Raw genomic sequence first — 22,324 nt, 5'->3', positions numbered from 1 at the left:
CGACCGCCGCATGCGGCTCAGGCCAGAGGTTAACCCCCCTGGTCCGGGACCGGGCCGGGTCGGCTCAGGAGCTCAGGAGCTCGTGAGGACGACCAGGCGCTGGGTCGCGCGGGTCATCGCGACATAGCGGTCGACTGCGCCTTCGACGCCCTCGCCGAAGGTGTCCGGGTCGATGAGGACGACCAGGTCGAACTCGAGTCCCTTCGACAGCGTCGGCGTCAGCACGCGGACGCGTGAGCTCGCCGGGAACCCGCTGTCGTAGGCGCCGTCGGCGGAGATGACGCAGGCGACCCCGTCGGCCTGGGCGTCGAGCCAGTCGCCGAGGACCGCGGCCAGGTCCGCGGTGCGGCCGTGCGCGACGGGGATGCCGCTGCTGCGGACGGACGTCGGCACGTTCGCGTCGGGGAGCACGGCGCGGATGGCCGGCTCGGCCTCGGCCATCACCTCTTCCGGGGTGCGGTAGTTGACGCTCAGCGAGGCCATGGTGATCCGGTCGAGCCCGGCCCGCTCGAGCCGCTCCCGCCACGACTCGGTGAAACCGTGCCGGGCCTGCGCGCGGTCCCCGACGATCGTGAAGCTCCGCGACGGGCAGCGGGCCAGCAGCATCTGCCATTCGGCGTCGGTCAGTTCCTGCGCCTCGTCCACGATGATGTGGGCGAACGGGCCGGCGAGCAGGTCGGGTTCGGCTCCGGGCAGCGCGTCCCCGTCGATCAGGGCGTCCTGCAGATCCCGTCCCCGCAGCATCCCCACCGCGCCCTGGCTCTCGTCGATCTCGGTGTCCTGGAGCAGCCGGTCGATGACCTCGGACCTGCGCGCCCGCTCGGCGGCGACGGCGGCTTCGCGGCGGCGCTCGCGTACGGAGGCCTCGGCGTCGCCGAGCCGCTGCCGGGCCGCGTCCAGGATCGGCAGGTCCGACACCGTCCAGGCCTGGGCGTCGGCGCGCTGCAGCAGGGACACGTCATCGGGTCCGAGCCACGGAGCGCACTTGCGCAGGTAGGCGGGCACCGACCAGAGGTCTCCGACGAGCTCGCCCGCATCGAGCATCGGCCAGGCCCGGTTGAGGGTGGTGATCAGCTCCCGGTCCTGGAGCAGCGAACGGCGCAGCAGGTGGGGGGCGACGTCGGTGTCGTCCTGGTCCATCAGGATCGTGAGGAGCTCCTCCAGGATCTGGTCGCGGGCCTCGTTGTGCGGGGTGCCCGGTTCCACCGCCTCGAACGCGGCCGCCCAGTCGTCGGCGCCGAGCCAGAGGTCCGACCAGTGGCTGGAGACCGTCGTCCCCCGGGTGGGCGGCTCCTCGTAGATGCGCACGGCCGCGTCTACCGCCTTCACCAGGCCGGCGGACGATTTGAGGAGGGCCGTGCGCGGGTCGGCCTCGACCGCGGCGCCGGCTCCCTCGGTGACGAGGTCGCGCAGGGTGCAGGTCTGCACGCCCTCCTCGCCGAGGCTGGGCAGCACGTCCGAGACGTAGGCCAGGTAGGGCCGGCTCGGACCGACGAACAGCACGCCGCCGCGGCGGTGACCCAGCCGGGGGTCGGAGTAGAGCAGGTGCGCGGTGCGGTGCAGGGCGACGACGGTCTTGCCCGTGCCCGGACCGCCGTCCACGACGAGGGCGCCGCGGGATCCGGCCCGGATGATGGCGTCCTGGTCGGTCTGGATGGTGGCGAGCACGTCGCGCATCCGGGCCGACCGGTTGCCGCCCAGGCCGGCGATGAACGCGGACTGGTCGTCGAGCGCGGCGCGCCCTTCGAGTCCGTCCGCGGAGAACACCTCGTCCCAGTAGTCGCTGATCCGCCCGCGGGTCCAGCGGTACCTGCGACGGCTCGCCAGACCCATCGGGACGGCGTGCGTCGCGGCGAAGAAGGGCTCGGCCGCGGGGGAGCGCCAGTCCAGCAGCAGCCGGTTGCCCGCGCTGTCGGTGAGTCCGAGGCGGCCGATGTACACGGGCTCGGAGCCGTCGGCGGGGACGATGTGCCCCAGGCACAGGTCCAGCCCGAAACGGCGCAGGGTGCGCAGCCGGCTGGTCAGACGGTGGATCTCCGTGTCGCGGTCCATGGCCTCGCGGCCGATGCCGCCGGGCGCCTTGCGCGTGACCTCCAGGCGGTCGGACAGTTCGGCGATCGTCTGCTCCAGGCAGTGCGAGACGGCCGCGAAGTGCCGTTCGTCGCCGTCGATCAGAGCCGGGTCGGCCTTGGGGGAGAGGTGGTCGGGAAGTTCGAACGCACTGGTGGCGGTCGTCGCCGCCGACTCGACGGAACCGTGTGATCCAAGAGCTGACATAGCAGCACGCACTGAGTGAATCTCCCATTTTTCGGCAAGTTCTGGCCTAGGTCCGCGATTTTGCCCCAGGCTGGGGGCCTTGCCGCAAGCCCCCCAGTGCGCTATATGTTGTAAGTGGCAAGGAGTGCGTACTCCTCCTCGCCTCTCGTTGGTCTTCTCTTCGCCCCCTCCTCCACCCGCCCGATGAGGCCCGGTGGGGACGGCTGGTTACAGTACGGCCATGACGTCCGAGGCCGTACCCCTTCACCTCACGAAGCCGACGCCGTCCCACGTGGTGGCCGTACTCGCCTTCGACGGCATGGCGCCCTTCGAACTGGGCGTGGTGGTCGAGGTGTTCGGGCTCGCCCGCCCCGAGCTGGGGGACCTGCCCTGGTACGAGCTGCGGGTCTGTTCGGCGGAACCCGGCCGGGACCTGCGCGTGGTCGGCGGGTTCACGCTCCGCGCCGAGCACGGGCTCGACGCCCTCTCCGCCGCGGACACCGTGATCATCCCCGGAGTCTCCCCGGCGGGCGGCATCATCGCGCCCGCGCTGGTCGATGCCCTCCTCAAGGCCCATGCCCGGGGCGCACGCCTGGTCTCCATCTGCTCGGGCGCCTTCGCGCTCGCCGCGACCGGTCTCCTCGATGGCCGCCGGGCCACCACCCACTGGCGCTACGCCCGCACCCTCGCCGAGCGGCATCCCGCGGTGGAGGTCGACGCGGACGTCCTCTACGTCGACAACGGCGACGTACTGACCAGCGCGGGCAGCGCCGCCGGCATCGACCTCTGCCTCTACCTGGTCCGCGCCGACCACGGCGCCGCCGTCGCCAACACCGTGGCCCGCCGCTTCGTCGTACCACCCCACCGCGAGGGCGGGCAGGCCCAGTTCATCGAGGCGGCGGTCGGCGAGATAGGACCCGACGGAGCCGACGACGGGATCTCCCGGAGCATGGCATGGGCCCTCCAGCGGCTGTACGGACCGCTCTCGGTCCCGGCGCTGGCCCGCGCGGCGAACATGTCGGAGCGTTCCTTCCTCCGCCACTTCACCCGCCGCAACGGTGTGAGCCCGATCCGCTGGGTGGTCTCCCAGCGGATCGCGGCGAGCCTGCCGCTGCTGGAGTCGGGGGAGGGGACGGTCGACGAGGTGGCCGCGGCGGTCGGATTCGACTCCACGGCGACGTACCGCCACCACTTCACCCGGCAGATGCGGACGACGCCGACGGCCTACCGGAAGGCGTTCGTCAGGGTCACCGCACCCCTGGCGGGATCTTGACGAGTGGAGGCGTTTACGCCACTCGTCGCGGGGGTGGCGGGGACAGAGGATGGAGTCATCGCCGCAGGGAGTCCACCCGGCCGGCGAGCCCCCGCCCTCCGCCCCGTACAAGGAGCTCCCCGATGTTCGCGACCGTCCCGTCCACCGTTGCCGCCGAGCCCACCAGCGCCGAGTCCACCAGCGCCGTCCTCTCCGTCCCCGCCGCTGCTCCGGGCGTCGCGGCGGCCCACTACGCCGCGCGGCTCGCCTTCGAGGCGGACGTCTCGGACGTCCGGGCCGACCTGCTCTCCGGTGTCCCCGGTCTGGTCGTGGTCGACTCCCGCAGCGAGGCCGCCTGGGACCAGGGCCACATCCCGGGGGCGCTGCACCTTCCGACGGCGCGGATCGCGGAGCTGGCACCGACGCTGATCGACCCGGCGCTCACGGTGGTCACCTACTGCTGGGGCCCCGGCTGCAACGGCGCCACGCGTGCGGCGCTGGCCTTCGCCCGCCTGGGCTACCAGGTGAAGGAGATGCTCGGCGGATTCGAGTACTGGGTCCGCGAGGGCTTCGCCTTCGAGACCGCCCAGGGCACCGACCAGCGCGCGATCGACGATCTGACCGCCCCGCGCTCGGGCATCTCCTGCGCCTGCTGAACGTGTCCGCACGCGACCGCGAGGGACTCGTACGGGTTACGAGGCCCTCCGGTGCATGCGGAGCGCGCTTTAGGCCGCCCAGCTCACACCCGGATCGCCGGTCACCGGCAGCCATTTTAGATTGCGGCCAGGATGCGGGCATTTCGCCCGCCTTGGCCGGAAGGGCTGCCGCATGGCTCGCCGTTGGTTCACATCCGCTCTGTGCGCACTCGCGCTCCTCGCACCCGGGTCACTCGGCGCGGCCTCGGCCTCCGCCTCCGCCTCCGCCCCGGCCTCCGCCTCCGCCTCCGCCGCCGAAGGAGGCCGCAGTTCCTTGCGGGTCATGACCCGCAACCTCTACCTCGGCGCCGACCTCGCGCCCGTTCTCGCCGCCACCAGCCCCCAAGGGCTCGTCGCCGCGGTGACCGCGGTATGGGCGAACGTCCAGGCCACGAACTTCCCCGAGCGAGCCGAAGCGCTGGCCGACGAGATCGCCGAAAGCGAGCCGCACCTCGTGGGCGTCCAGGAAGCCGTGCTGTGGCGCAGCCAGACGCCGGCCGGGCAGGGCAGCGCCACCCACGTCGAATACGACTTCCTGCAGATCCTCCTCGACGAGCTCTCCGCCCGGGGCAAGCACTACGCGGCCGTGGCCAGCGTCACCGTCGGCAGCGACTTCGAGGCCCCGCGTGCCACGCCCACCGGTCTGCAGGACATCCGCCTCACCGACCGCGATGTGCTCCTGGCCCGCACCGACCTGCCCGCACACAAGTTCTCCGTGGCCAACCCGCAGACCGGCCGGTTCCAGAGCCACGTGCCGATCTGCCGCCCCGTACTGGGCTGCCCGCCCAATCCGCCCCTGCGGATCGAGCGCGGCTGGGCCGCGGCCGACGCCACGCTGAGCGGCCGCACCACCCGAGTGGTGACCACCCACCTCGAGCCCGTCGCCCCCGCCGTCCAGGAAGCACAGGCCGACGAACTGCTCGCGGGGCCGCTGAACACCACGCTCCCCACCGTGCTGCTCGGCGACCTCAATTCGGCCGCCGGCGGAGTCGGCGCCACACCGGGAACCAACACCCGGAGCCACAACCGCCTCCTCGCCGCCGGATTCACCGACGCCTGGACCGCCACCCACCCCCGCGACCCCGGTTTCACCTGCTGCCAGGCCCCCGACCTGCGCAACGCCACCTCCACCCTCACCCAGCGCATCGACTACGTGCTCTTCCGCGGCAAGGTGAGGGCACTGACGGCCCACCGGGTGGGCCACGCCCTGGCCGACCGCACCCCGTCGGGGCTCTGGCCCTCGGACCACGCCGGCGTCCGGAGCGTGCTCCAGCTGCGTTGAGACGACGCGGGCCCGCCCCCTCAGACCGCCAGCGCCGTGGTGATCACCAGCGGGGGCCCGGCCCGCTCCGCCGACCAGGTGCGGCCGGCGGCGAGGTCCGGGTCGACGAGACCGGGGAGGCCGAGGGCCTCTTCCACCGTCGGGCGGTGCTGGACGAGGATGCTGAATCCGGCCCGCTCCAGCAGGGGCGCGTAGAAATCCACGGGCCACGCGTGGTTCGGCATCACCTGCCAGCTGCCGTCCGTACGCCGGAGCCGTACGGGCAGCTCGTCGCCCGGGCCGTACGTGACGCCCGGGTCGCCGATGCTCAGCGAGGCGTACTCCGTCCCGCTGCACGCCGGATCGGTGGCCAGCAGGACGAACGGGCCGCCGGGCCGCAGGATCCGGCGGATCTCCCCGAACACCGCGAGCACCGCCTCCGCGGTGGGCAGCGAGGCCAGGACGTGGTTGCACATCACGGCGTCGGCGCTGCCGTCGGCCAGACAGGCCGCCCGCCCGTCCGTGACCAGGTGGTATTCGGCGACCGCCGTCCCCGAGCCGCGGGCCAGCGCGAGCATCTCGGGGGAGGTGTCCACGCCCAGTACCTTCGCTCCGAGCTGCCGGGCCGCGTGGTCGGCGACCTTGCCGGGCCCGCACCCGTAGTCCACCAGGACGGATCCGCTGCCGACCCACCGGGTCAGGGCCCGGAAGACGAAGGGATACCCGAGCAGCCAGTCCGTGGCCGCCTCCACGGCGGCGAAGGCCCGCGCGCCCTCCGGCCCGGACCAGGCGACGGGCTCCTGCTCGCCGCCGTGGTCCGCGCCGCCCGTTCCGGCTCGCGCGGCTCGTCCGCTGCCCTCTGGCCAGTCGCTCACAGTTCCCACTATCGGTCCGTGGCGGCCTGGCGCGCATCCCGTTCCGCCGCCTCGGCGATCCGTTTGACGGCCGCGAGCCGTCGGTCCCAGTCTGCGGCGAGGGTGGCCATCCACCGTGCCGTCGCGTCCAGGGCCGCGGGGCGCACGGTGTACCGGACCTCGCGTCCGACCCGGTTGCCGGTGACCAGCCCGGCGGCGTCCAGGACGGCGAGGTGCTTGACCACCGCCTGCCGGGAGACGGGCAGTCCCTCGGCAAGGGTGGTCGCGGTGACCTCGCCGCGGGCGGCGAGCAGACCGAGCAGCTTGCGCCGGGTCGGGTCGGCCAGCGCGACGAGGACGTGGTCGACCGCCTCGTCGGAGCCGGGGTGTTCCCCGCTCACGCGGCCGGTTGTTCGGCGCGCTTCTTGAAGGCGTCGAGCACCTGCGGCCAGCCCCCGGTGTTGTCCTTCAGTGCCTTGCCGCGCAGCTCCTCGGACCCGGCCAGGGCCGCGAACCCGCTCTCCACGACGCGGAGCCGCGTCCGGTCGCCCTCGCGGCTCAGCGTGAACTCCACCAGGGTGCTGTTGTCCTCGCGCAGCTCCTGCCCGGGGAAGGCGCTGGCCCACCGGTACGCCAGGTAGGTCGGCGGGTCGACCTTCTCCACCCGCACCGGGAACTCGCCGTATTCGCTGTTCTTCGCCACGATCGACTCCCCTTCCCTGGCCACCGTGCCGGCCAGGCTGCCCTCGTCGGCCACCCAGAAGCCCGGCTCGGCGACCAGGGACCAGACCCGTTCCAGGGAGGCCTCGATCAGGGTGTCTCGTTCGATCCGGTCCGCGTTCATCAGGGACTCCTTCGTCACAAGCCATCGGCGATTCGGTGCAACTCCAGAGTTGCACGTCACTCCACATCCCGCAACCTCGGAGTTGCACGATGACGTGGCCGCCCGGCTTCGCCTACGCTCGGACCCATGGTGCAGAGCCGGGCGGAAGACGTGGACGCGTACCTCGCGGAGGTCCCCGAGGAGCGCAGGGAGGCACTGATCCGGCTGCGCGAGCTGTGCCGTACGGAGCTGCGCGGATTCACCGAAGCGATGGCGTACGGGATGCCCGTGTACGAACGGGGAGGCGTCGGGGAGATCGCCTTCGCGAGCCAGAAGCAGTACGTCTCCTTCTACCTGATGCGTGCCGAGGTCCGCGAGGCCTTCGAGGAGCGGCTCGCGGACCACGACATGGGCAAGGTCTGCCTGCGGTTCCGCAAGCCGGAGAAGATCGACTTCGCCCTCCTGAAGGACCTGCTGCGGGCCACGGCCGCCGCTTCCGGGGCGATCGGCTGACCGGCTGACCGGCTGACCGACTGACCGGCTGACCGGCTTTCCGAGCACAACCCCTCATGGCCGTCGGGTGTCTTGCTGTCCGAAACCTCGAAACGAAGGAGGCGGACGCCACGGCCGAGCAGGGCGGGATCAGGGCTGCCGTCGAAGAGAAGACTTGAGCCGACCGGCCCATGCGTTGATCATGAGTAGCACCGTGAGTCGATCATGAATGGACCCGAACCGCCGGAAGACCGACGGAACTTGACGGAAGAGAATGCAGCTGTGGACATACCCGCGCAGGCCCCCGATACGGCGACCGAGACCTTCGTCGCCCACCGCAACCTGCTCTTCACCGTCGCCTACGAGATGCTCGGCTCGGCGGCCGACGCCGAGGACGTGCTCCAGGAGACCTGGCTGCGCTGGGCGGGCGTCGACCTCGACACGGTCACGGACCAGCGCGCCTACCTGGTACGGATCACCACCCGCCAGGCGCTGAACCGGCTGCGCACCCTGAGCCGCCGCAAGGAGGCCTACGTCGGCCAGTGGCTGCCGGAACCCCTGCTCACCACGCCGGACGTGGCCGAGGACGTGGAACTGGCCGAGAGCATGTCGATGGCGATGATGCTGGTCCTGGAGACGCTCGGACCGACCGAGCGGGCCGTCTTCGTGCTCCGCGAGGTGTTCGGCCTCGACTACGAGGAGATCGCCACCGCCGTCGACAAGACGCCGGCGGCCGTCCGGCAGATCGCGCACCGGTCCCGCAAGCACGTCGATGCGCGCCGCCCCCGCCGGGCGGTCTCCGCGAGCGAAGCACGGGTGGCCGTCGAGCTGTTCCAGCGGGCGTTCGAAACCGGGGACCTGCAGGGCCTCCTCGACGTGCTCGCCCCCGAGGTCGTCTACATGGGCGACGGCGGCGGCATCAAGCACGCCGCACTGCGGCCCGTCGTGGGCGCCCTCCACGTGGCCCGCCTGTTCACCGGCATGACGGGCAAGGCCGGGAAGGCCGGGATCGGGCTCTCCTTCGCCCCCACCATGGTCAACGGCACCCCGGCCCTGGCCGTCCACGTGGACGGAGAGCTCGACGGAGTCATCGCCGTCCGCGTCGAGGACACCCGCATCACCGGCCTCTACTTCGTCCGCAACCCGGAGAAGCTGTCCCACGTCGACACCGAGACCACGCCCACCCTGCGGTGAGTCCCGGGTGGCCCGTGCCGGGCGAGGGGACGGCTGGCAGCATGTCGCCCATGCCTTCCGTCCCCGCCACGGGCTCCGAGCCCGTCGAGCCCGCACTTGTCGAGCCCCCACTCGTCGAGCCCGCATCCGCCGGGCCCGTATCCGCCGGACCGGTCCGGCACCAGGACCACGGCATGTGGCTGGTCCGTTTCACCGGCAGGGCGCTCGTGGTCTGTCCGCGGTGCGGCGGCCGCGCGCTCGTGCTGCCGCGGCCCGGTCTCGCGGCGCCCAAGTACTTCAGCGCTCTGCTCTTCCAGCCCCGCCGCCTCGCCTGCGCGGCCTGCGGGGCCCTCGCCGACTGGTCGGCACAGGAGCGGGGCACCGCCCTGGTCGGGGTCTCGGTCGGCGGCACCGAGGACCCCTTCTTCCGGCGCCCGCTCTGGCTGCAGACCCGCTGTGCGGGGCGGATCCTGTGGGCCTACGACGAGGAGCACGTCGAAGCCCTCGCCGCCTACGTCGGCGCCCGGCTGCGCGAGCGCCACGCCTCGCCGACGCTGTCGATGTTCGCCCGGCTGCCGGCCTGGATGAAGTCCGCGGCACGCCGTGACGAGGTACTGGCCGGCCTGGAGACCCTGCGGACCCTCGCCGGCCTTTCGGCCCCCGCCGACCGCTCCGACGCGGCCCACGAACGGGGCGACCGCCCGCGCCACCAGGGCAGCGTGCTGTTCCGGGGCGGCCCCTACTAGAACGGGGCCGCGGGGGCGCGCACCGGCCGAATGCGGTGTGCCGGGGGGACCCGTACGTGTGGCGCTGGGAGGGGAGGCCGGGGTGAGGGGCCGCTCCGCGGGTACCTCGCATGCGAAACCCCATCGCAGGAGGAACCCATGCTCGGTACCGACTACCGCACCGGCTCGCCCAACTGGATCGACCTCGGGAGCCCCGACATCCCCCGGGCCGCCGCCTTCTACCGGGCCGTCTTCGGCTGGGAGTTCCACCTGCTCGGGCCCGAGACCGGCGGGTACGGGTTCTTCCAGGTCGACGGGAAGACCGTCGCCGCGGTCGGGCAGCTCGACCCGGGGGCGACCTCCGCGTGGACCGTGTACTTCCGGACCGAAGACGCGGAGGCCACCACCCGGGGCGTGCGGGACGGCGGGGGCACCGTCCGCGTCGAGCCCATGGACGTCATGGGGGAGGGGTGGCTCGCGCAGTACACCGACCAGCAGGGCGCCGACTTCGCCATCTGGAAGCCGGGCCGGACACCGGGTCTGGAGCTGACCTCCGCCGACAACGCGCTGTGCTGGGTCGAACTGCACGTACCGGACCCGGGGGCGGCGCTGGCCTTCTACGGAGCCCTCTTCGGGATGCGCTCGCGGGAGATGGAGGCGCCCGGCATGACCTACCAGGTGCTCAGCACCGCGGACGGGGACCAGGAGGACGGCTCCTTCGGCGGGGTGGCACCGCTGACGGAGGGGGAGCGGGACGCCCGCTGGGTGCCGTACTTCGCGGTCGCGGACGTGGACGCCGTGGTGAGCACCGCACGGACCGGCGGCGGCACGGTGCTGATGCCGGGCGCGGACGTGCCCGACGTCGGGCGGATCGCCTGGCTGGCGGACCCGAGCGGGGCGGTCTTCGCCCTGCTCAAGGCCGCACCGCGGGCCGAATGACCCGGAAGACCGCCCGGATCGGCGGGACGGGCCGGACCAGCCGGATCAGCTGGTTCAGCCGGTTCAGCCGGTGAAGGCTTCGATGAGCGTCCAGACGGCCAGCGCGGCCATGCACAGGGCGCCGAAGCGCTGAACCGTCTTGAGGGGGACCCGCTTGGCGATGAACCGGCCCACGATCAGGGCGAGGGCGGACACCGACATGAGGGCCGCGGCGGAGCCGATGGCGGTGGGCAGCCAGCCGTTGGTGGCGGCGAGGTTGGCGGTCGTGATCTGCGTCAGGTCGCCCCACTCGCCGATGAACACGGCCATGAACGCGGTGGTGAAGACGGGCCAGAAGCCGGTGACGGCCTTGGCCGCCGAGTCCGCCTCGTCGTCGTCGGCGCCGGAGCGCATCATCACGATGGCGCCGAAGGCGAACAGGGCGGCGGAGGTGAGCTTGACGGCCATGTTCGGCAGCATGCTCAGCAGGCTTCCGGCGCCGACCGCGATGGCCACGTGCACGATGAACGCGGTGGAGGTGCCGAACCATACGTACAGCGGCCGCATCCGGGTGCCCATGGCCAGCGAGGCGAACATGGTCTTGTCGGGGAGCTCGGCAAGGAAGATCAGACCGAAGGCGGTGAAGATCGCCATGGGGTCGAGAGCCATTCCGGGTGCTGCTTTCTGCTGGAGCCGGGCTCTGATGGCTCGGATCGGCACCCAGCGGGGAGGCGACGGGAAGAACCACTCGGCCCGGCACGACGAAGCGGCCCACACGGTGATGTGGGACGGGTCATGCCTTGGCCGAAGGTCTCGTCCGCCCCGCGCCGGAAGCGCGGTGGCCCGGTGGCCGGGACCCGTCGAGGCGTCCAGTATGTCGACCAGCGGTTTTCGGGACTACTCCCCTTCGCTGCCGACAACTCTAACAGCGCCGGGGAGTGCCCCGGCAGGGGCCGAAGGTCCCGGAGCGGCTCCCGGGGGCGGCTACCCGAAGCGCACCGGGAGGTACTTGATCCCGTTGATGAAGTCCGAGCGCAGGCGGCGCACCTCCCCTGCGAGGGAGACCTCCGGATGCCGGCGCAGGAGCTCCCGGACCAGGGCCTTGATCTGGGTGCGGGCGAGGCCGGCCCCCAGGCAGAAGTGCGGGCCGCCGCCCCCGAAGGTGAGGTGCTCGTTCGGGGTGCGCCGGACGTCGAAGGAGAAGGGGTCGGCGAAGACCTCCTCGTCGCGGTTGGCGGAGGTGTAGTAGGTGACCACCTTCTGTCCCTCGGCGACGGGCCGCCCGCGCAGCACGGTGTCCCGGGTGGCGGTGCGCCGGAAGTTGTGGATCGAGCCGCCCCAGCGCAGGAACTCCTCCGTCGCCGTCGTCCACAGGGCCTCGTCCCCGGGGGCCGCGGCCAGTTCGGCGCGCGCCGAAGGATGGTCGATCAGGGCGAGCAGGGCGCCGGAGAGCAGATTGCGGGTGGTCTCGTTGCCGGCGACGCAGAGCAGGACGAAGAACATGTTGATCTCGTCCGGCGACAGCCTGTCCCCGTCGACCTCGGCGTGCACCAGCGTCGAGAGGATGTCCTCCCGGGGGCGGGCCCGCCGCTCGGCGGCCAGCGCGTCGCAGTAGGCGTAGATCTCGGCGGCCGCGAGATCGCTGTCGTGTTTGCCGGCCGAGAGCTCGGGGTCCTGGGAGCCGGCCATCCGGTTGCTCCAGTCGAAGATCAGCCGCTCGTCCCCCTCGGGCACGCCGACCATCTCGCAGATCGTCTGGATCGGCAGCCAGGCGGCGACCTCCGCGACGAAGTCCATGTCCCGGCCCGGGGTGACCGCGCGCTCCACCAGGGTGACCGCCCGCTCCTGGATCCGGCCCGCGAGCCTCCGTACGACCCGGGGCGTGAAACCCGCGCTGACCAGCGAGCGGTACCGGGAGTGGCGCGGGGCGTCCATGCCCAGCAGGACCAGGCGCAGGGTCTCCAGGGACTCGGGGTTCTGGTCGCGGATCATGAAGGAGCCGAGTTCGGTGGACCACAGCTCGGGATCGCGGCTGACGGCCTTGACGTCGGCGTGCCGGGTCACGGCGTAGAAGCCGGCGTGCCGGCCCGGCACCTCGTGCCAGTGGACCGGGTCCTCGCGGCGCAGCCGGGTGAACTGGGCGTGCGGGACCTCGCGGGCCCAGGTGTCCTCAAGGAGGTCTATCTCGCCGGTGGGCAGCACGGGGCGGTTCCCTTCGTCGGACGGATCGGAGTCGTACGGGTTCGCACCGGTCAGCCGGCCCCGCCGAGTCCCAGGACGGTGCCGAGGGCCTCGACGACGAGCCCGTCGGGGACGGCGCGCGGTTCGAGGCGGTGCTGCATGGAGAGGCCCAGGAGGATGCCGAGCACGAGGGCGCCGGTCTCCTGCGGCGTACGGGTCAGGGGGGTGCCGGTGGCCTCGGCCCAGTCGGCCAGGCCCTCGCCGAGCCGGGCACGGACCTCGGCGTACCGCTGGGCCAGCCGGTCCCCGATGAGGGGGCCGCGGGCGGCGTGCAGCCACAGCTCCGTCTCCAGGAGCAGCCAGGAGTCGCCGTGCTCGGGGTGCGGGCGGGTGAGGCTGCCCCACATCGCGGTGAAGTGCACGGCCGGGTCGGCCGGGTCCCCGGCCGCGATCTCGGCGGCCAGCTCCTCGCTCGTGCGCTCCTTCCAGACCTCCAGGAGCGCCAGCAACAGGCCCTCCTTGCCGCCGAAGTGGCTGTACAGCGCGCCCGTGGTGCGCCCGGCCGCCTCGGCGACGGCTTCGGCGGACACGGCGTGGAACCCCTTGCGGGCGAAGAGGTCGGCCGCCGCGTCGATGAGCCGGGCGCGGCTCTCGGACTTGCGCTGGGCCTGCGGGGTGCGCTGCGCCTTCGGGGTGCGGCGCCGGGGCTGTTCTCGGGTGCGGGACGGCTCCACGGGGCCTCCGGGGTGCTGGTCGTATCGGGACGCCGAGTCGGATCGGATTCCGAGCTGCATCGGGTGCCGAGCTGCATCGGGTCCGAGTTATATCGGCCCGCCGATATAAGTTGCGCCCGCCCTGACGAAGTGTCAAGCGATACGGCAGGACCGCGGCGGTGCCCGGTGGGACGCTGAGAGGGTGCGTGCCGCCCTGAGTGAGCTCCGTACCGGCACCGGCCCCCTGCCGGCGGCCGCACGGCGGGCCGTCCGGGTCACCCTCGCCGCGAGCCTCGGCTTCTACGCGTTCCTGTACGGGCTGGACCGGCCCGTCGAGGCCACGTACGCGCTCTTCGCCGCCGTCGCGCTGGCCGGGCTCTCCCGGATCCCGGGCAGCGGACGGCTGCGGGCCACCGTCGTCGCCCGGGTGCTTCCCGCCGCCTGCGCCCTGGTGGCGCTGGGCACCTGGCTGTCGGTACGGACCTGGGCCGCCGTGGCGGGCATGCTGGTCATCGGCTTCTGCGTGGCCTTCTCCTCGGCGGCCGGACCCCGCCTCGCGGGCGCCGCACCCGGGCTCCAGCTGCTGTACATCCTGCCCAGCTTCCCGCCGTACGCCCCCGACACCCTCGGGCAGCGGCTGACCGGCACCGTCGCCGGGGTCCTGCTGCTGATCCTCGCCGAGGCCACCGTGCTGCCCGACCCGCCCGTCCCCGGCTACCGGGACCTGGCCGCCGCGGCCGCGGCCGAGGCGGCCCGCTGCGCCGCCGTGCTGGAGCGGCCGCCCCACACCCTGCCCGCCGCGGAGACCGCCCGCGCCGCGGAGCGGGCACAGGCCCTGCGGCCCTCCCGGGTCGGGGAAGCGCAGCGGCCCGCGGGACCCGGCGTACGGGAACGCGCGCTGGCCCACACGGGGCTGGCGGCCCGCACCCTGCTGGCACGGCTCCGGTCCCTGCCCCCGCCGGAGCCCGGACCGGCGGCCGGAACGGCCGGGCTGGACCTCGTGGCGGCCGTGCGCGAGTCGGCCGCCGGGACGGCCGGGCTGCTCGGAGCGGGGAACCCGGCCGCCACGGACTCCGCGCGGCTGCGGAACCTGCACGCCTCCCTCGCCCGGACGCCCGTGACGGGGCCCGGGCCCGGGTTCCGCAACGCCGCACTGGTCGAGCTGGCGGACGCCGCGCTCGTGCTGCGCGGCGCCGCCGGGATCGCCGTACGGGGACGTGCGGGGGCCGCGGACGCGGCGGGGACGGGGGCGGAGCCGGCCGCCGGGCCCGCCGACCGGTTCTGGTACGCCGAGGAGGGGCCGGTGCGGCTCTGGTGGTACCGGCTGGCCGGGCACACCGGGCCCCGGTCCGTGCACTTCCAGAACGCCGTCCGGATCGGCGTGGCCCTCGCCGTCGCCCGGGCCGTCGCCGGAGTGGACTCCCTGCCGCACGGCTTCTGGGCGATGCTCGCCGTCCTCAGCCTGACCCGCACCAACGCCGTGCAGACCCGGGCCACCGTCCGGCTGGCCCTGATCGGCACCCTGGTGGGCGCGGTCGCCGCCGGTGTGGTCCTCGCGCTGGCCGGGGAGGCGAGCACGGTGTACGCGATCGTGCTGCCGCCGCTGATGCTGTTCGCGTTCTGCGTCGGGCCCGTGCGCGGCGTGGGCTGGGCTCAGGCCATGTTCACCCTGGTGGTGGCCATGGCCTTCGCCCAGCTCGCCCCCACGACGTGGCAGTTGGCCGAGGTCCGGTTCCTGGACGTACTGGTCGGCAGCGCCATCGGCATGGTGTGCGGGCTGCTGGCCTGGCCGCGCGGCGCCCACGACGAACTGGGGCGCGCCGTGGCCGAGCTGCTGCACGCCGCGGCCGACGACGTCCAGGCGGCCACCGCCGCCTTCGGCCGGGCCCGCGAGGTGGAGCCCGACCAGCGGGTGCGGCACGCGCTGGCCATGGCGGAGAGCGCGTACGCCCAGTACCAGACGGAGCGGCAGCATCCGGCGGCCACCGCCCCGGGCGAGGACTGGCAGGCGGCGGTGATGACCGGCCACCACGTCCTCTGGGGCGGCCGCAGGCCCCCCGGCGCCCCGCCCGGCCCGCGCGAGGAGGCGGTGGTCCGGGAGTACGGGGCCTGGGTGGCGGCCGGGCTGCGCCGCGCGGCGGCGGCCGCGGACCCCGTACACGCCGCGGGGCCCACGGACCCCGGTCCCGCCGGCCCGGCACCCCGGCGGCCCGTACCCGAGGGCGCGCCGCCGGTGTTCTACACCGCGATGGCCTGGCTCGACTCGCTGAGCGCCGACCTGGCCCTGCTCGACCGCGGGGCCGGTGCCGCGGCCGCGGCCGGCGCCGGGCGTGGGGCCGGGCCCGGTGCGGGACCCTCGGCCTCCGGTGGCCCCTGAGCGCGCGGCGGTGCGCCCGGAGCGTGGCTCTGCGATCGTGGAACGAGGGGTACCGGCTCCGCGCCGGCAGGGTGTGTGGTGAGGAGCGGACATGTCCGGACTGTTCGAGGCGAGCGTCGAGATCGACCGGCCCGTCGCCGAGGTGTTCGCGTATCTCGCGGACGGGCGCAACGACCCGGAGTTCAGCCCGCGCGTCCAGCGGATCACCCGGACCCCGGACGCCCCGACCGCCGTCGGGACGGTCTTCCGCAGCACGGTGAAGGACGCCGGGATGAAGACCGCCAGGGAGTTCCAGATCACCGAACTCCACCCGCCCGGGCGGATCCGCTGGACGGAGCTGAGCCACAATCTGGTGACCGCCGAAGGAGGCTACGACCTGGCCGAACTCCCCGGAGGCCGGACGCGGTTGCGCCTCTTCAACACCCTGACCGGCCACGGCTTCGGCCGCCTCCTCGTCGGCCTGGCCCTCAACGCGGCGCGCAAGGACGCCCCCGACTTCGGCCGCCGGATCAAGGCGGCGGCGGAGGCGTCCCCGCGGCCCGCGTGAGGGACCGGGCCCGTTCGCCGGGCCGCTGGGGGTGCCTTGCCGATCAGGCCGGGCCGATCGACAAGACACCCCCTGGGTCACCGGGTCAGAAGCGTCCGGGACCGGACGGAATCGGCAGCGGCTTCACCGGCGCCCCCTGCCGATCGGCTCCCGGTGACGGCGTACGGCAGGCGATGTCCTCGGCCGGCAGCCGCCCGGTGACGAGGTACGCGGTGACCGGTGCGGCGGCGCAGGAGGACGGATCGGCCAGGTACACCCCGTGGCCCTCGGCGCCCAGGGCCAGCACCATCCGCGAGCCCTTCAGCGCCCGGTGCAGGCCCTGGCCGCTGGCCAGCGGGGTCTGCGAGTCCCACTCGTTCTGCACGGTCAGCACCCCGGCCCGCGCCTTCATCGGGGTCTGCGCCTCGAGCGGCCGCGGCCAGAAGGCGCACGGCTTGATGTTCGAGGCGAAGTCCCCGTAGAGCGGGTACGCGGCCTTGTCCCGGACCGCGTCGCGACGGTACCGCTCGGGATCGCGCGGCCAGGAGTCCGTGTCCCCGCACACCACGCTCCAAAAGACGGCGACGCCGTTGTCGGAGGCGGGTCCCGCCGGGGCCGGCCCGGATTCGCCGGCGAGCGCCCGCTTCATGTCGAAGTCTGGCCCGGAGGCGCCCGGAGTGCCGGCGGGCTTTCCGTCGGCCGCGTCCTTCAGTGCCACCACCAGCGGGGTGACCTGCGCCGGATAGAAGAACAGCGCGCGGGCGCCCCGGATGTCGTCGCCGTTGATCTTCTCCCCCTGGAAGACGATCGGATCCCGGTCGGCGCGCGCCACCAGGTCCCAGAAGGTCTTCGACACGGCCGCGGGGCTCTCGCCGAGGTGGTACTCGCCCGAGCGTTCCGCCGCCCACCGCGTCCACCGGGCGAAGGCCGGCTCGGCCTCCGTGGCCCAGGTCCGGAACATGCCCCTCCAGATGTGCTCCGGGTCGACGCCGCTGTCGAGCACGAACCGGTCGGTCCGGCCGGGGAACATCTGCGTGTACACCGCGCCGAGGTAGGTCCCGTAGGAGTAGCCCAGGTACGAGAGCTTCCGCTCGCCCAGGACGGCACGGATCGTGTCCATGTCGCGGGCGGTGTTGCGGGTCGTGATGTACGGGAGCACGGAGCCGGCCTTCTCCCGGCACTTCTCGGCGATGTTCCGCGCCCAGGCCACGTCGGAGGGGAAGGAGCCGGGCCGGTACGGCCGGTCGATGCCCTGCTCGGCGTCGGCCAGCCCGCAGCTGATGGGACTGCTGGCGCCGACCCCGCGCGGATCGAAGCCGATGAGGTCGTACCGTTCGGCCACCTCCGGCGGGACCACCTCGCCGAGGGCCAGCGGCAGATCGAGCCCGCTCCCGCCCGGCCCGCCCGGATTCATCAGCAGGACCCCGTGCCGTTTGGCGGGGTTCGTGCTCCGCACCCGGGATATCGCCAGGTCGAGGGTGCGTCCCGCGGGCCGCCGGTAGTCGAGCGGCACCTTGAGGGTGGCGCACTCGTACGAGGCCGGCTGATCGGCGGCGCACCGGTGCCAGGCGGGCTTCTGCCGCAGGTACGCGGCGTCGGTCTGCAGGCCGTCGGCCTGGACACGGTCGGCCTGGAAGCTGCCGGTGGGCAGGGCGGAGGCCTGGGCGGCCGCGAACAGGGGCAGGGAACTCGCGAGGAGCCCGGCGGCGGCCAGGAAGGATGCCAGTCGTTTCTTGCGCACGGGGGCCGTTCCTTTCGGGTGGGCGGTGGTCCGCACCCACCCTGGGCCACCCCGCGGGCCGGGCGAATCCACCTGAGGGGCGGGCCCCTCTACTCCTCGCGAATGACTGGAAATCCGGACAACTGGCCGACGCGCCGGGGTTTTTGTCCACACGTCAGGTACCGCGGCGCGGGCATCGCCGCGGCCGGGGGCGGGCGGCACCGTAGCAGTCTTTCGGGGGGCCGCCCGGATGTTTGTCCAGTCCGGATGGGCCTTTGGCGGGAGAGGCGGAGCCGGCACTAGCGTCCCTTGGCACCCGGGGACCGGCGGGAGCGGCACGCTCCGTGCGGCGGCTCCCGGGCGTCCCGGGACCCAAGGAGGCACAGTGCTGTCCATCCGTCCGAACCGCCGGAGAGACGTCGGCGGCATGTCGGTCGCTTCGCGACACGTCATGGGCACGGGCATCGTCATCGGAGCCCTCGCCCTCACGCTGATCGCCCTGCTGATACCCGTGCGGAGCTTCGGCGGCCGGACCGCGGCGGCGGCCCCGGCGCTGTCGTCGCCCGCCCTCACCGCCTCGCCCGGCCCCGCCTCCGCCGATGACGACGGCGCCGGGGTGATGAACACGGCCTTCGGGCCGCTGACCGCGCAGGACCGCGAGTTCGTGCGCAAGGTCCGCCTCGCCGGTCTGTGGGAACTGCCCGCGGGCCGGCAGGCCCAGGAGCGCGGGACCCGCAAGTCGGTGCGGACGGCCGGTGAGCACCTCGTGGAAGGGCACACCGAGCTGGACCGCAGGGTCCTGGAGGTGGGCGAGGCGCTCGGCGTCGAACTGCCGGACCGGCCGTCCGGCCAGCAGCAGGCCTGGCTCGACCAGCTCGAGCGGGCCCAAGGGGCCACCTACGAGCGGCTGTTCGTGCAGCTGCTGCGGCGGGCGCACGGCAAGGTGTTCACGCTCGTCGCCCAAGTGCGGGCGCAGACCCGCAACTCCGTGGTCCGCGAGCTCGCCACCGACGCCAACACCACGGTCCTGGACCACATCGCGGTCCTCGAAGCCAGCGGCCTGGTCGATTTCGAAGGCCTCGCGGACGGCCCTCCCACGGCCACACCTCCCGCGGCCGCCCGTCCGGCGGACCCCTCTCCCACCGACATCCGACCGAGGAAGTGAAGTGATCACATGCGCGACAACGACTCCACGCAAGGCCCGGCGCGCCCGGACGGGGCAGGGCACAAACGCAGGAGGCGCCCCCTCTACAAGGCACTGGCCGCAGCGTCCGCACTGGTCCTGGGCGGCGGCGCGGTCGTGATCGCGGGCCAGGTCGCCTCCGCGGGCCAGGACCCGGCGCGCCCGGCGCCGGTGACGTCCACCATCGACTGCCCCGACGTCGGAGAGCGGCTGCGCGAGGTTCCCGATCAGGCGCGCGGCGAAGTGGACCGGGAACTCGCAGGCCTCGACACCCAGATCGCCGAGGCCTACCAGCGGCTCGCCACGGGCCGGGCGCCGGCGGACGCGCTGCTCGGGGAGCTGAAGGACCGGCGCGACGTGTCGATCGGCAAGGTCTCCGAGGCGATCGGGCGCACCACCGCCCGCCCCGACGGGCTGGCGGAGCTGAGCGCCTGTGCGATGCGCGAGGCGCCCGCCGCCGAAGAGGAGACCGCCCGGGGCGGCGCGGGCGGTGCAGCCCAGAAGGGGGGCCCGGCCCGCGCCGACTTCGTCCGCATCGGCTCGGTGAAGCCGAACGTACGGCGCCCCGCACCCAAGTCCGGTGCCTCCAAAGGCTCCTTCTCCGTGGAATGCGGCCGCAACGAGGAGCGCCACCTCAACCCCGACAACGTGATCGTCGCCCCCGGAGTGAGCAACGGCGCCCACCACATGCACGATTACGTCGGCAACAAGACCACGGACGCCTTCTCCACCAACAACAGCCTCGCCGCCTCCGGGACCACCTGCACGAACGGTGACCTGTCCACCTACTACTGGCCGGTGCTCAGGCTGCGCGACGGCAAGGCGGAGCAGGACGCGGGAGCCCCGGGCGGCGGTCAGGACGCCAACGTGGGCACGATCCTGCGGCCGAAGCAGGTGACCATCGAATTCAAGGGGAGTCCCGTCTCCGGCGTCACCGCCATGCCCCGCTTCCTGCGGATCATCACGGGCGACGCGAAGGCCTTCACCAACGGCCCGGCCAACGCCAACGCCTCCTGGAGCTGCACCGGCTTCGAGAACCGGCAGTTGAAGGACAAGTACCCGATCTGCCCCAAGGGGACGGACGTGGTGCGGACGTTCGCCTTCCAGAGCTGCTGGGACGGCAAGAACACCGACAGCGCCAACCACCGCACCCACGTGGCCTTCGCCGGCCGCGACGGCTCCTGCCCGGCGGGCTTCAAGGCCGTGCCGCAACTGGTCCAGCGGATCGTCTACGCGACACCCCCCGGAGCGCGCTTCGCGGTGGACAGCTTCCCCGAGCAGCTCCACAAGCCGGTCACCGACCACGGCGACTTCATCAACGTCATGCCGGACGAGCTGATGGCCCGGGCGGTGCGGTGCGTCAACGGCGGACGCACCTGCCGCTGACCAGACGGAGAGGCGGTGCCGGCCCGGAGAACGCTCCGGGCCGGCACCGCCTCGTGTGCCGGCTCGCTAGAGGCCGTTGACGCGGGCGATGCGGCCGTCGCCCGGCGACGGGCGGAAGTCGGCGCTCACGACGCGTGCCCGGCGGCCGCCCCTGACCGGCCGCAGCCGGACCTGGGCCATCAACCGGCGGCTGCGCAGCGCCAGTTCCAGCTCGAAGCGGGTGCGCGGGTCCCGCAGGCCGGGCCCGAAGAGCTTCTCCAGCTGGCGCATCCGGTAGCGCACCGTCTGCGGGTGCACGCTCAGCGCCTTGGCCGCTTCGGGCGCTCCGCCGCCCTCCAGCCAGGCGAGCAGGGTCACTTCGAGCCGTTCGCTCTGGCGCGGGGTGAGGTCCGCCAGCGGCCGCAGCCAGCGTGCGGCGAGTGCGTGGGCCAGCGGTTCGTCCTGGAGCAGCAGCAGCGTCGAGAGGTGGTCGTCCACGAACACCGTCCGGGCGTCCGGGCCGGACCGGGTCTGCGCCGGGACCAGCGCGAGGAGGCGTACCGCCCAGCGCAGGGAGGAAGCGGTGTCGCCGGGGGCCACCGGGTGGCCGACCACGGCGAGACGGCCGCGCAGGGCGGCGTCCAGGGCGGTACGGGCCTCCGGGTCGGGGGTGGGAACGAGCAGGCAGGGCTGGCCCGCGACCATGCCGCCGAGGCAGTCGTCGAGGAGCGCCGCGAGCTGCTGGGTCTCGCCGGGCGAGGCCAGGGCGACGGCCCGGACGGCGACCGGGAGGGGCCATCCGGCCGCGCCGGCCAGTTCGGCGAGGGCCGGTTCGCGGTGCGGGGCGTCATCCGTGAGCAGGGCGAAGAGTTCGCGCCGGGCGTGCTCGCGGACCGAGCCGAACCGTTGTAAGGGCACGGCCTGCAGGGGAGGCGACTCCCCGCCCCGGAAGGCCGTGTGCGGGTGTGCGTGGGGGAGTGCGTGCGGGTGGGGCCGGGCGTGCTCGGCTTCGAAGTCGGCGGCCGCCGTGGTGGTGGCTCCGGGGCCGGGCCGGGACGGCGTGTGATGGTCCGAAGGCTCCTGCGCGTGGGCCGGGTCGACTCCGTCGGACCCGCCGGTCCCCGTACATCCGGCGCCGCCGGCGCCCTCGCGGTAACCGAGGACGGTGAGCAGGGCCCCTTCCACCCTGCGTCTGACCACCTCGTCGCCGATGTCCTCGACGAGCGCCGAGAATCCGGGCACGGTCTCCCGTAGTTCCTCCACCATCCCCGCTGCCACCGTGGGCAGTTCCTTGCGCAGGACCCGGGTCCACTCGCCCCGGGGTCGGGACCAGATGCGGTTCAGAAGTTCGCACATTGTTACCTCGTTCAAGCCGGGGTATGGCCTGCCCCGTGGGACGGTGGCAAGCCCGCAGTCCCGCGGCATCGGCTCGATCGCCGTCGGGGAGGTGCGGCGGCGGATCAGGCGTCAACCCCGTCGCAACCGCACCACTGGAAGGGAATCTTCCGGGGATGTTCGATGCGATGGCTGTGCGAGGGCCAGAAATTATCACGTTTCGATAAATCCTGTGGAGGGCTTGCACAGCTCCACGATGCTTCTGCACTCCGGCCCCCGCTCCCGGCCGGCCCGGTGGGCCAGGCGCCCATCTCCCGCCCGCCGAGGAGCGGTTACGACGTCGACCGCCGGGCGCCGAGCGCGAGGTGGAAGTGCTCGGGCCCGGACGTATGGGAGACCACATGCCCCTGCTCCAGCCCCGCCCGCCCGGCCGTTCGCACCGGGCCCGCCGCACGAGAGGCCGTACCCGGCGCCA

At 73.3% G+C, this 22,324-nt stretch carries 20 protein-coding genes; 11 read left to right on the top strand and 9 right to left on the bottom strand.

Going from position 1 to position 22,324, the window contains the following annotated elements; translation table 11 throughout:
* Positions 1–72 precede the first annotated feature (72 nt).
* Complete coding sequence (gene helR, locus AC3IX6_RS01020; protein ID WP_489368256.1) at positions 73–2,277, bottom strand: RNA polymerase recycling motor ATPase HelR; 2,205 nt, start codon at positions 2,275–2,277, stop codon at positions 73–75.
* Between the two features lie 220 nt (positions 2,278–2,497).
* On the opposite strand from helR, the gene AC3IX6_RS01015 reads away from it, so the two are divergent.
* The 3 genes from AC3IX6_RS01015 (at position 2,498) to AC3IX6_RS01005 (ending at position 5,485) form a co-directional block, all read left to right on the top strand.
* Positions 2,498–3,529 (top strand): helix-turn-helix domain-containing protein, encoded by a 1,032-nt coding sequence (locus AC3IX6_RS01015; protein ID WP_489368255.1) that lies wholly within the window; start codon positions 2,498–2,500, stop codon positions 3,527–3,529.
* 122 nt (positions 3,530–3,651) lie between these two features.
* Positions 3,652–4,164, top strand: a complete 513-nt coding sequence (locus AC3IX6_RS01010; protein WP_489368254.1) for a rhodanese-like domain-containing protein — start codon at positions 3,652–3,654, stop codon at positions 4,162–4,164.
* Positions 4,165–4,336: 172 nt separating this feature from the next.
* The gene (locus AC3IX6_RS01005) at positions 4,337–5,485 is read left to right on the top strand and encodes an endonuclease/exonuclease/phosphatase family protein (protein WP_489368253.1); all 1,149 of its coding nucleotides are present in this window, start codon (positions 4,337–4,339) and stop codon (positions 5,483–5,485) included.
* 20 nt (positions 5,486–5,505) lie between these two features.
* Here the strand turns inward: AC3IX6_RS01005 and AC3IX6_RS01000 are convergent, their stop codons facing one another.
* Genes AC3IX6_RS01000 through AC3IX6_RS00990 form a run of 3 tightly spaced genes read right to left on the bottom strand, consistent with a single transcriptional unit; the run spans position 5,506 to position 7,162 of the window.
* Positions 5,506–6,339 (bottom strand): class I SAM-dependent methyltransferase, encoded by an 834-nt coding sequence (locus AC3IX6_RS01000; protein ID WP_489368252.1) that lies wholly within the window; start codon positions 6,337–6,339, stop codon positions 5,506–5,508.
* An 8-nt stretch (positions 6,340–6,347) separates the two neighbouring features.
* Positions 6,348–6,719, bottom strand: a complete 372-nt coding sequence (locus AC3IX6_RS00995; RefSeq protein WP_489368251.1) for an ArsR/SmtB family transcription factor — start codon at positions 6,717–6,719, stop codon at positions 6,348–6,350.
* Positions 6,716–7,162, bottom strand: a complete 447-nt coding sequence (locus AC3IX6_RS00990; protein WP_489368250.1) for an SRPBCC domain-containing protein — start codon at positions 7,160–7,162, stop codon at positions 6,716–6,718. Before AC3IX6_RS00990 ends, AC3IX6_RS00995 begins: the two co-directional genes overlap by 4 nt.
* A 126-nt stretch (positions 7,163–7,288) precedes the next feature.
* On the opposite strand from AC3IX6_RS00990, the gene AC3IX6_RS00985 reads away from it, so the two are divergent.
* The 4 genes from AC3IX6_RS00985 to AC3IX6_RS00970 all read left to right on the top strand — a co-directional run bounded on the left by AC3IX6_RS00985 (position 7,289) and on the right by AC3IX6_RS00970 (position 10,470).
* The gene (locus AC3IX6_RS00985; RefSeq protein ID WP_489368249.1) at positions 7,289–7,654 is read left to right on the top strand and encodes an iron chaperone; all 366 of its coding nucleotides are present in this window, start codon (positions 7,289–7,291) and stop codon (positions 7,652–7,654) included.
* Between the two features lie 267 nt (positions 7,655–7,921).
* Entirely contained in the window at positions 7,922–8,827 is a 906-nt protein-coding gene (locus AC3IX6_RS00980; RefSeq protein WP_489371702.1) for an RNA polymerase sigma-70 factor, read from the top strand.
* 50 nt (positions 8,828–8,877) lie between these two features.
* The gene (locus tag AC3IX6_RS00975) at positions 8,878–9,552 is read left to right on the top strand and encodes a hypothetical protein (RefSeq protein ID WP_489368248.1); all 675 of its coding nucleotides are present in this window, start codon (positions 8,878–8,880) and stop codon (positions 9,550–9,552) included.
* A gap of 138 nt (positions 9,553–9,690) precedes the next feature.
* Positions 9,691–10,470 (top strand): VOC family protein, encoded by a 780-nt coding sequence (locus AC3IX6_RS00970; protein ID WP_489368247.1) that lies wholly within the window; start codon positions 9,691–9,693, stop codon positions 10,468–10,470.
* A gap of 63 nt (positions 10,471–10,533) precedes the next feature.
* Here AC3IX6_RS00970 and AC3IX6_RS00965 read toward each other — a convergent pair whose 3' ends face one another.
* The 3 genes from AC3IX6_RS00965 to AC3IX6_RS00955 all read right to left on the bottom strand — a co-directional run bounded on the left by AC3IX6_RS00965 (position 10,534) and on the right by AC3IX6_RS00955 (position 13,364).
* A complete protein-coding gene (locus AC3IX6_RS00965; RefSeq protein ID WP_489368246.1) occupies positions 10,534–11,118 on the bottom strand; it encodes a TMEM165/GDT1 family protein in 585 nt (194 codons plus the stop codon).
* A 315-nt stretch (positions 11,119–11,433) separates the two neighbouring features.
* Complete coding sequence (locus AC3IX6_RS00960; RefSeq protein ID WP_489368245.1) at positions 11,434–12,651, bottom strand: cytochrome P450; 1,218 nt, start codon at positions 12,649–12,651, stop codon at positions 11,434–11,436.
* A 50-nt stretch (positions 12,652–12,701) separates the two neighbouring features.
* Complete coding sequence (locus tag AC3IX6_RS00955) at positions 12,702–13,364, bottom strand: TetR/AcrR family transcriptional regulator (RefSeq protein WP_489368244.1); 663 nt, start codon at positions 13,362–13,364, stop codon at positions 12,702–12,704.
* 181 nt (positions 13,365–13,545) lie between these two features.
* Between AC3IX6_RS00955 and AC3IX6_RS00950 the strand changes: the two genes are divergently transcribed.
* Both AC3IX6_RS00950 and AC3IX6_RS00945 read left to right on the top strand, forming a co-directional pair.
* Positions 13,546–15,720 (top strand): FUSC family protein, encoded by a 2,175-nt coding sequence (locus AC3IX6_RS00950; protein WP_489368243.1) that lies wholly within the window; start codon positions 13,546–13,548, stop codon positions 15,718–15,720.
* Positions 15,721–15,811: 91 nt separating this feature from the next.
* Positions 15,812–16,267: an SRPBCC family protein gene (locus AC3IX6_RS00945; RefSeq protein WP_489368242.1), complete on the top strand. Its 456-nt coding sequence runs from the start codon at positions 15,812–15,814 to the stop codon at positions 16,265–16,267.
* Positions 16,268–16,352: 85 nt separating this feature from the next.
* Here the strand turns inward: AC3IX6_RS00945 and AC3IX6_RS00940 are convergent, their stop codons facing one another.
* Positions 16,353–17,987 (bottom strand): alpha/beta hydrolase, encoded by a 1,635-nt coding sequence (locus AC3IX6_RS00940; protein WP_489368241.1) that lies wholly within the window; start codon positions 17,985–17,987, stop codon positions 16,353–16,355.
* A gap of 406 nt (positions 17,988–18,393) precedes the next feature.
* On the opposite strand from AC3IX6_RS00940, the gene AC3IX6_RS00935 reads away from it, so the two are divergent.
* Both AC3IX6_RS00935 and AC3IX6_RS00930 read left to right on the top strand, forming a co-directional pair.
* Positions 18,394–19,131, top strand: a complete 738-nt coding sequence (locus AC3IX6_RS00935) for a DUF4142 domain-containing protein (RefSeq protein WP_489368240.1) — start codon at positions 18,394–18,396, stop codon at positions 19,129–19,131.
* 9 nt (positions 19,132–19,140) lie between these two features.
* Positions 19,141–20,535 carry a DUF1996 domain-containing protein gene (locus AC3IX6_RS00930; RefSeq protein WP_489368239.1) on the top strand — a complete coding sequence of 465 codons (1,395 nt, stop codon included), beginning with the start codon at positions 19,141–19,143 and terminating at the stop codon, positions 20,533–20,535.
* A gap of 66 nt (positions 20,536–20,601) precedes the next feature.
* Here AC3IX6_RS00930 and AC3IX6_RS00925 read toward each other — a convergent pair whose 3' ends face one another.
* On the bottom strand, positions 20,602–21,870 hold the full coding sequence (locus tag AC3IX6_RS00925; protein ID WP_489368238.1) for a PucR family transcriptional regulator: 1,269 nt from the start codon (positions 21,868–21,870) through the stop codon (positions 20,602–20,604).
* Between the last annotated feature and the right edge of the window lie 454 nt (positions 21,871–22,324).

Source organism: Streptomyces sp. GL_141 (genome assembly GCF_057834385.1).
The sequence above is the reverse complement of the archived record's forward strand: the minus strand, read 5'-3'. Positions and strand labels throughout refer to the sequence as shown.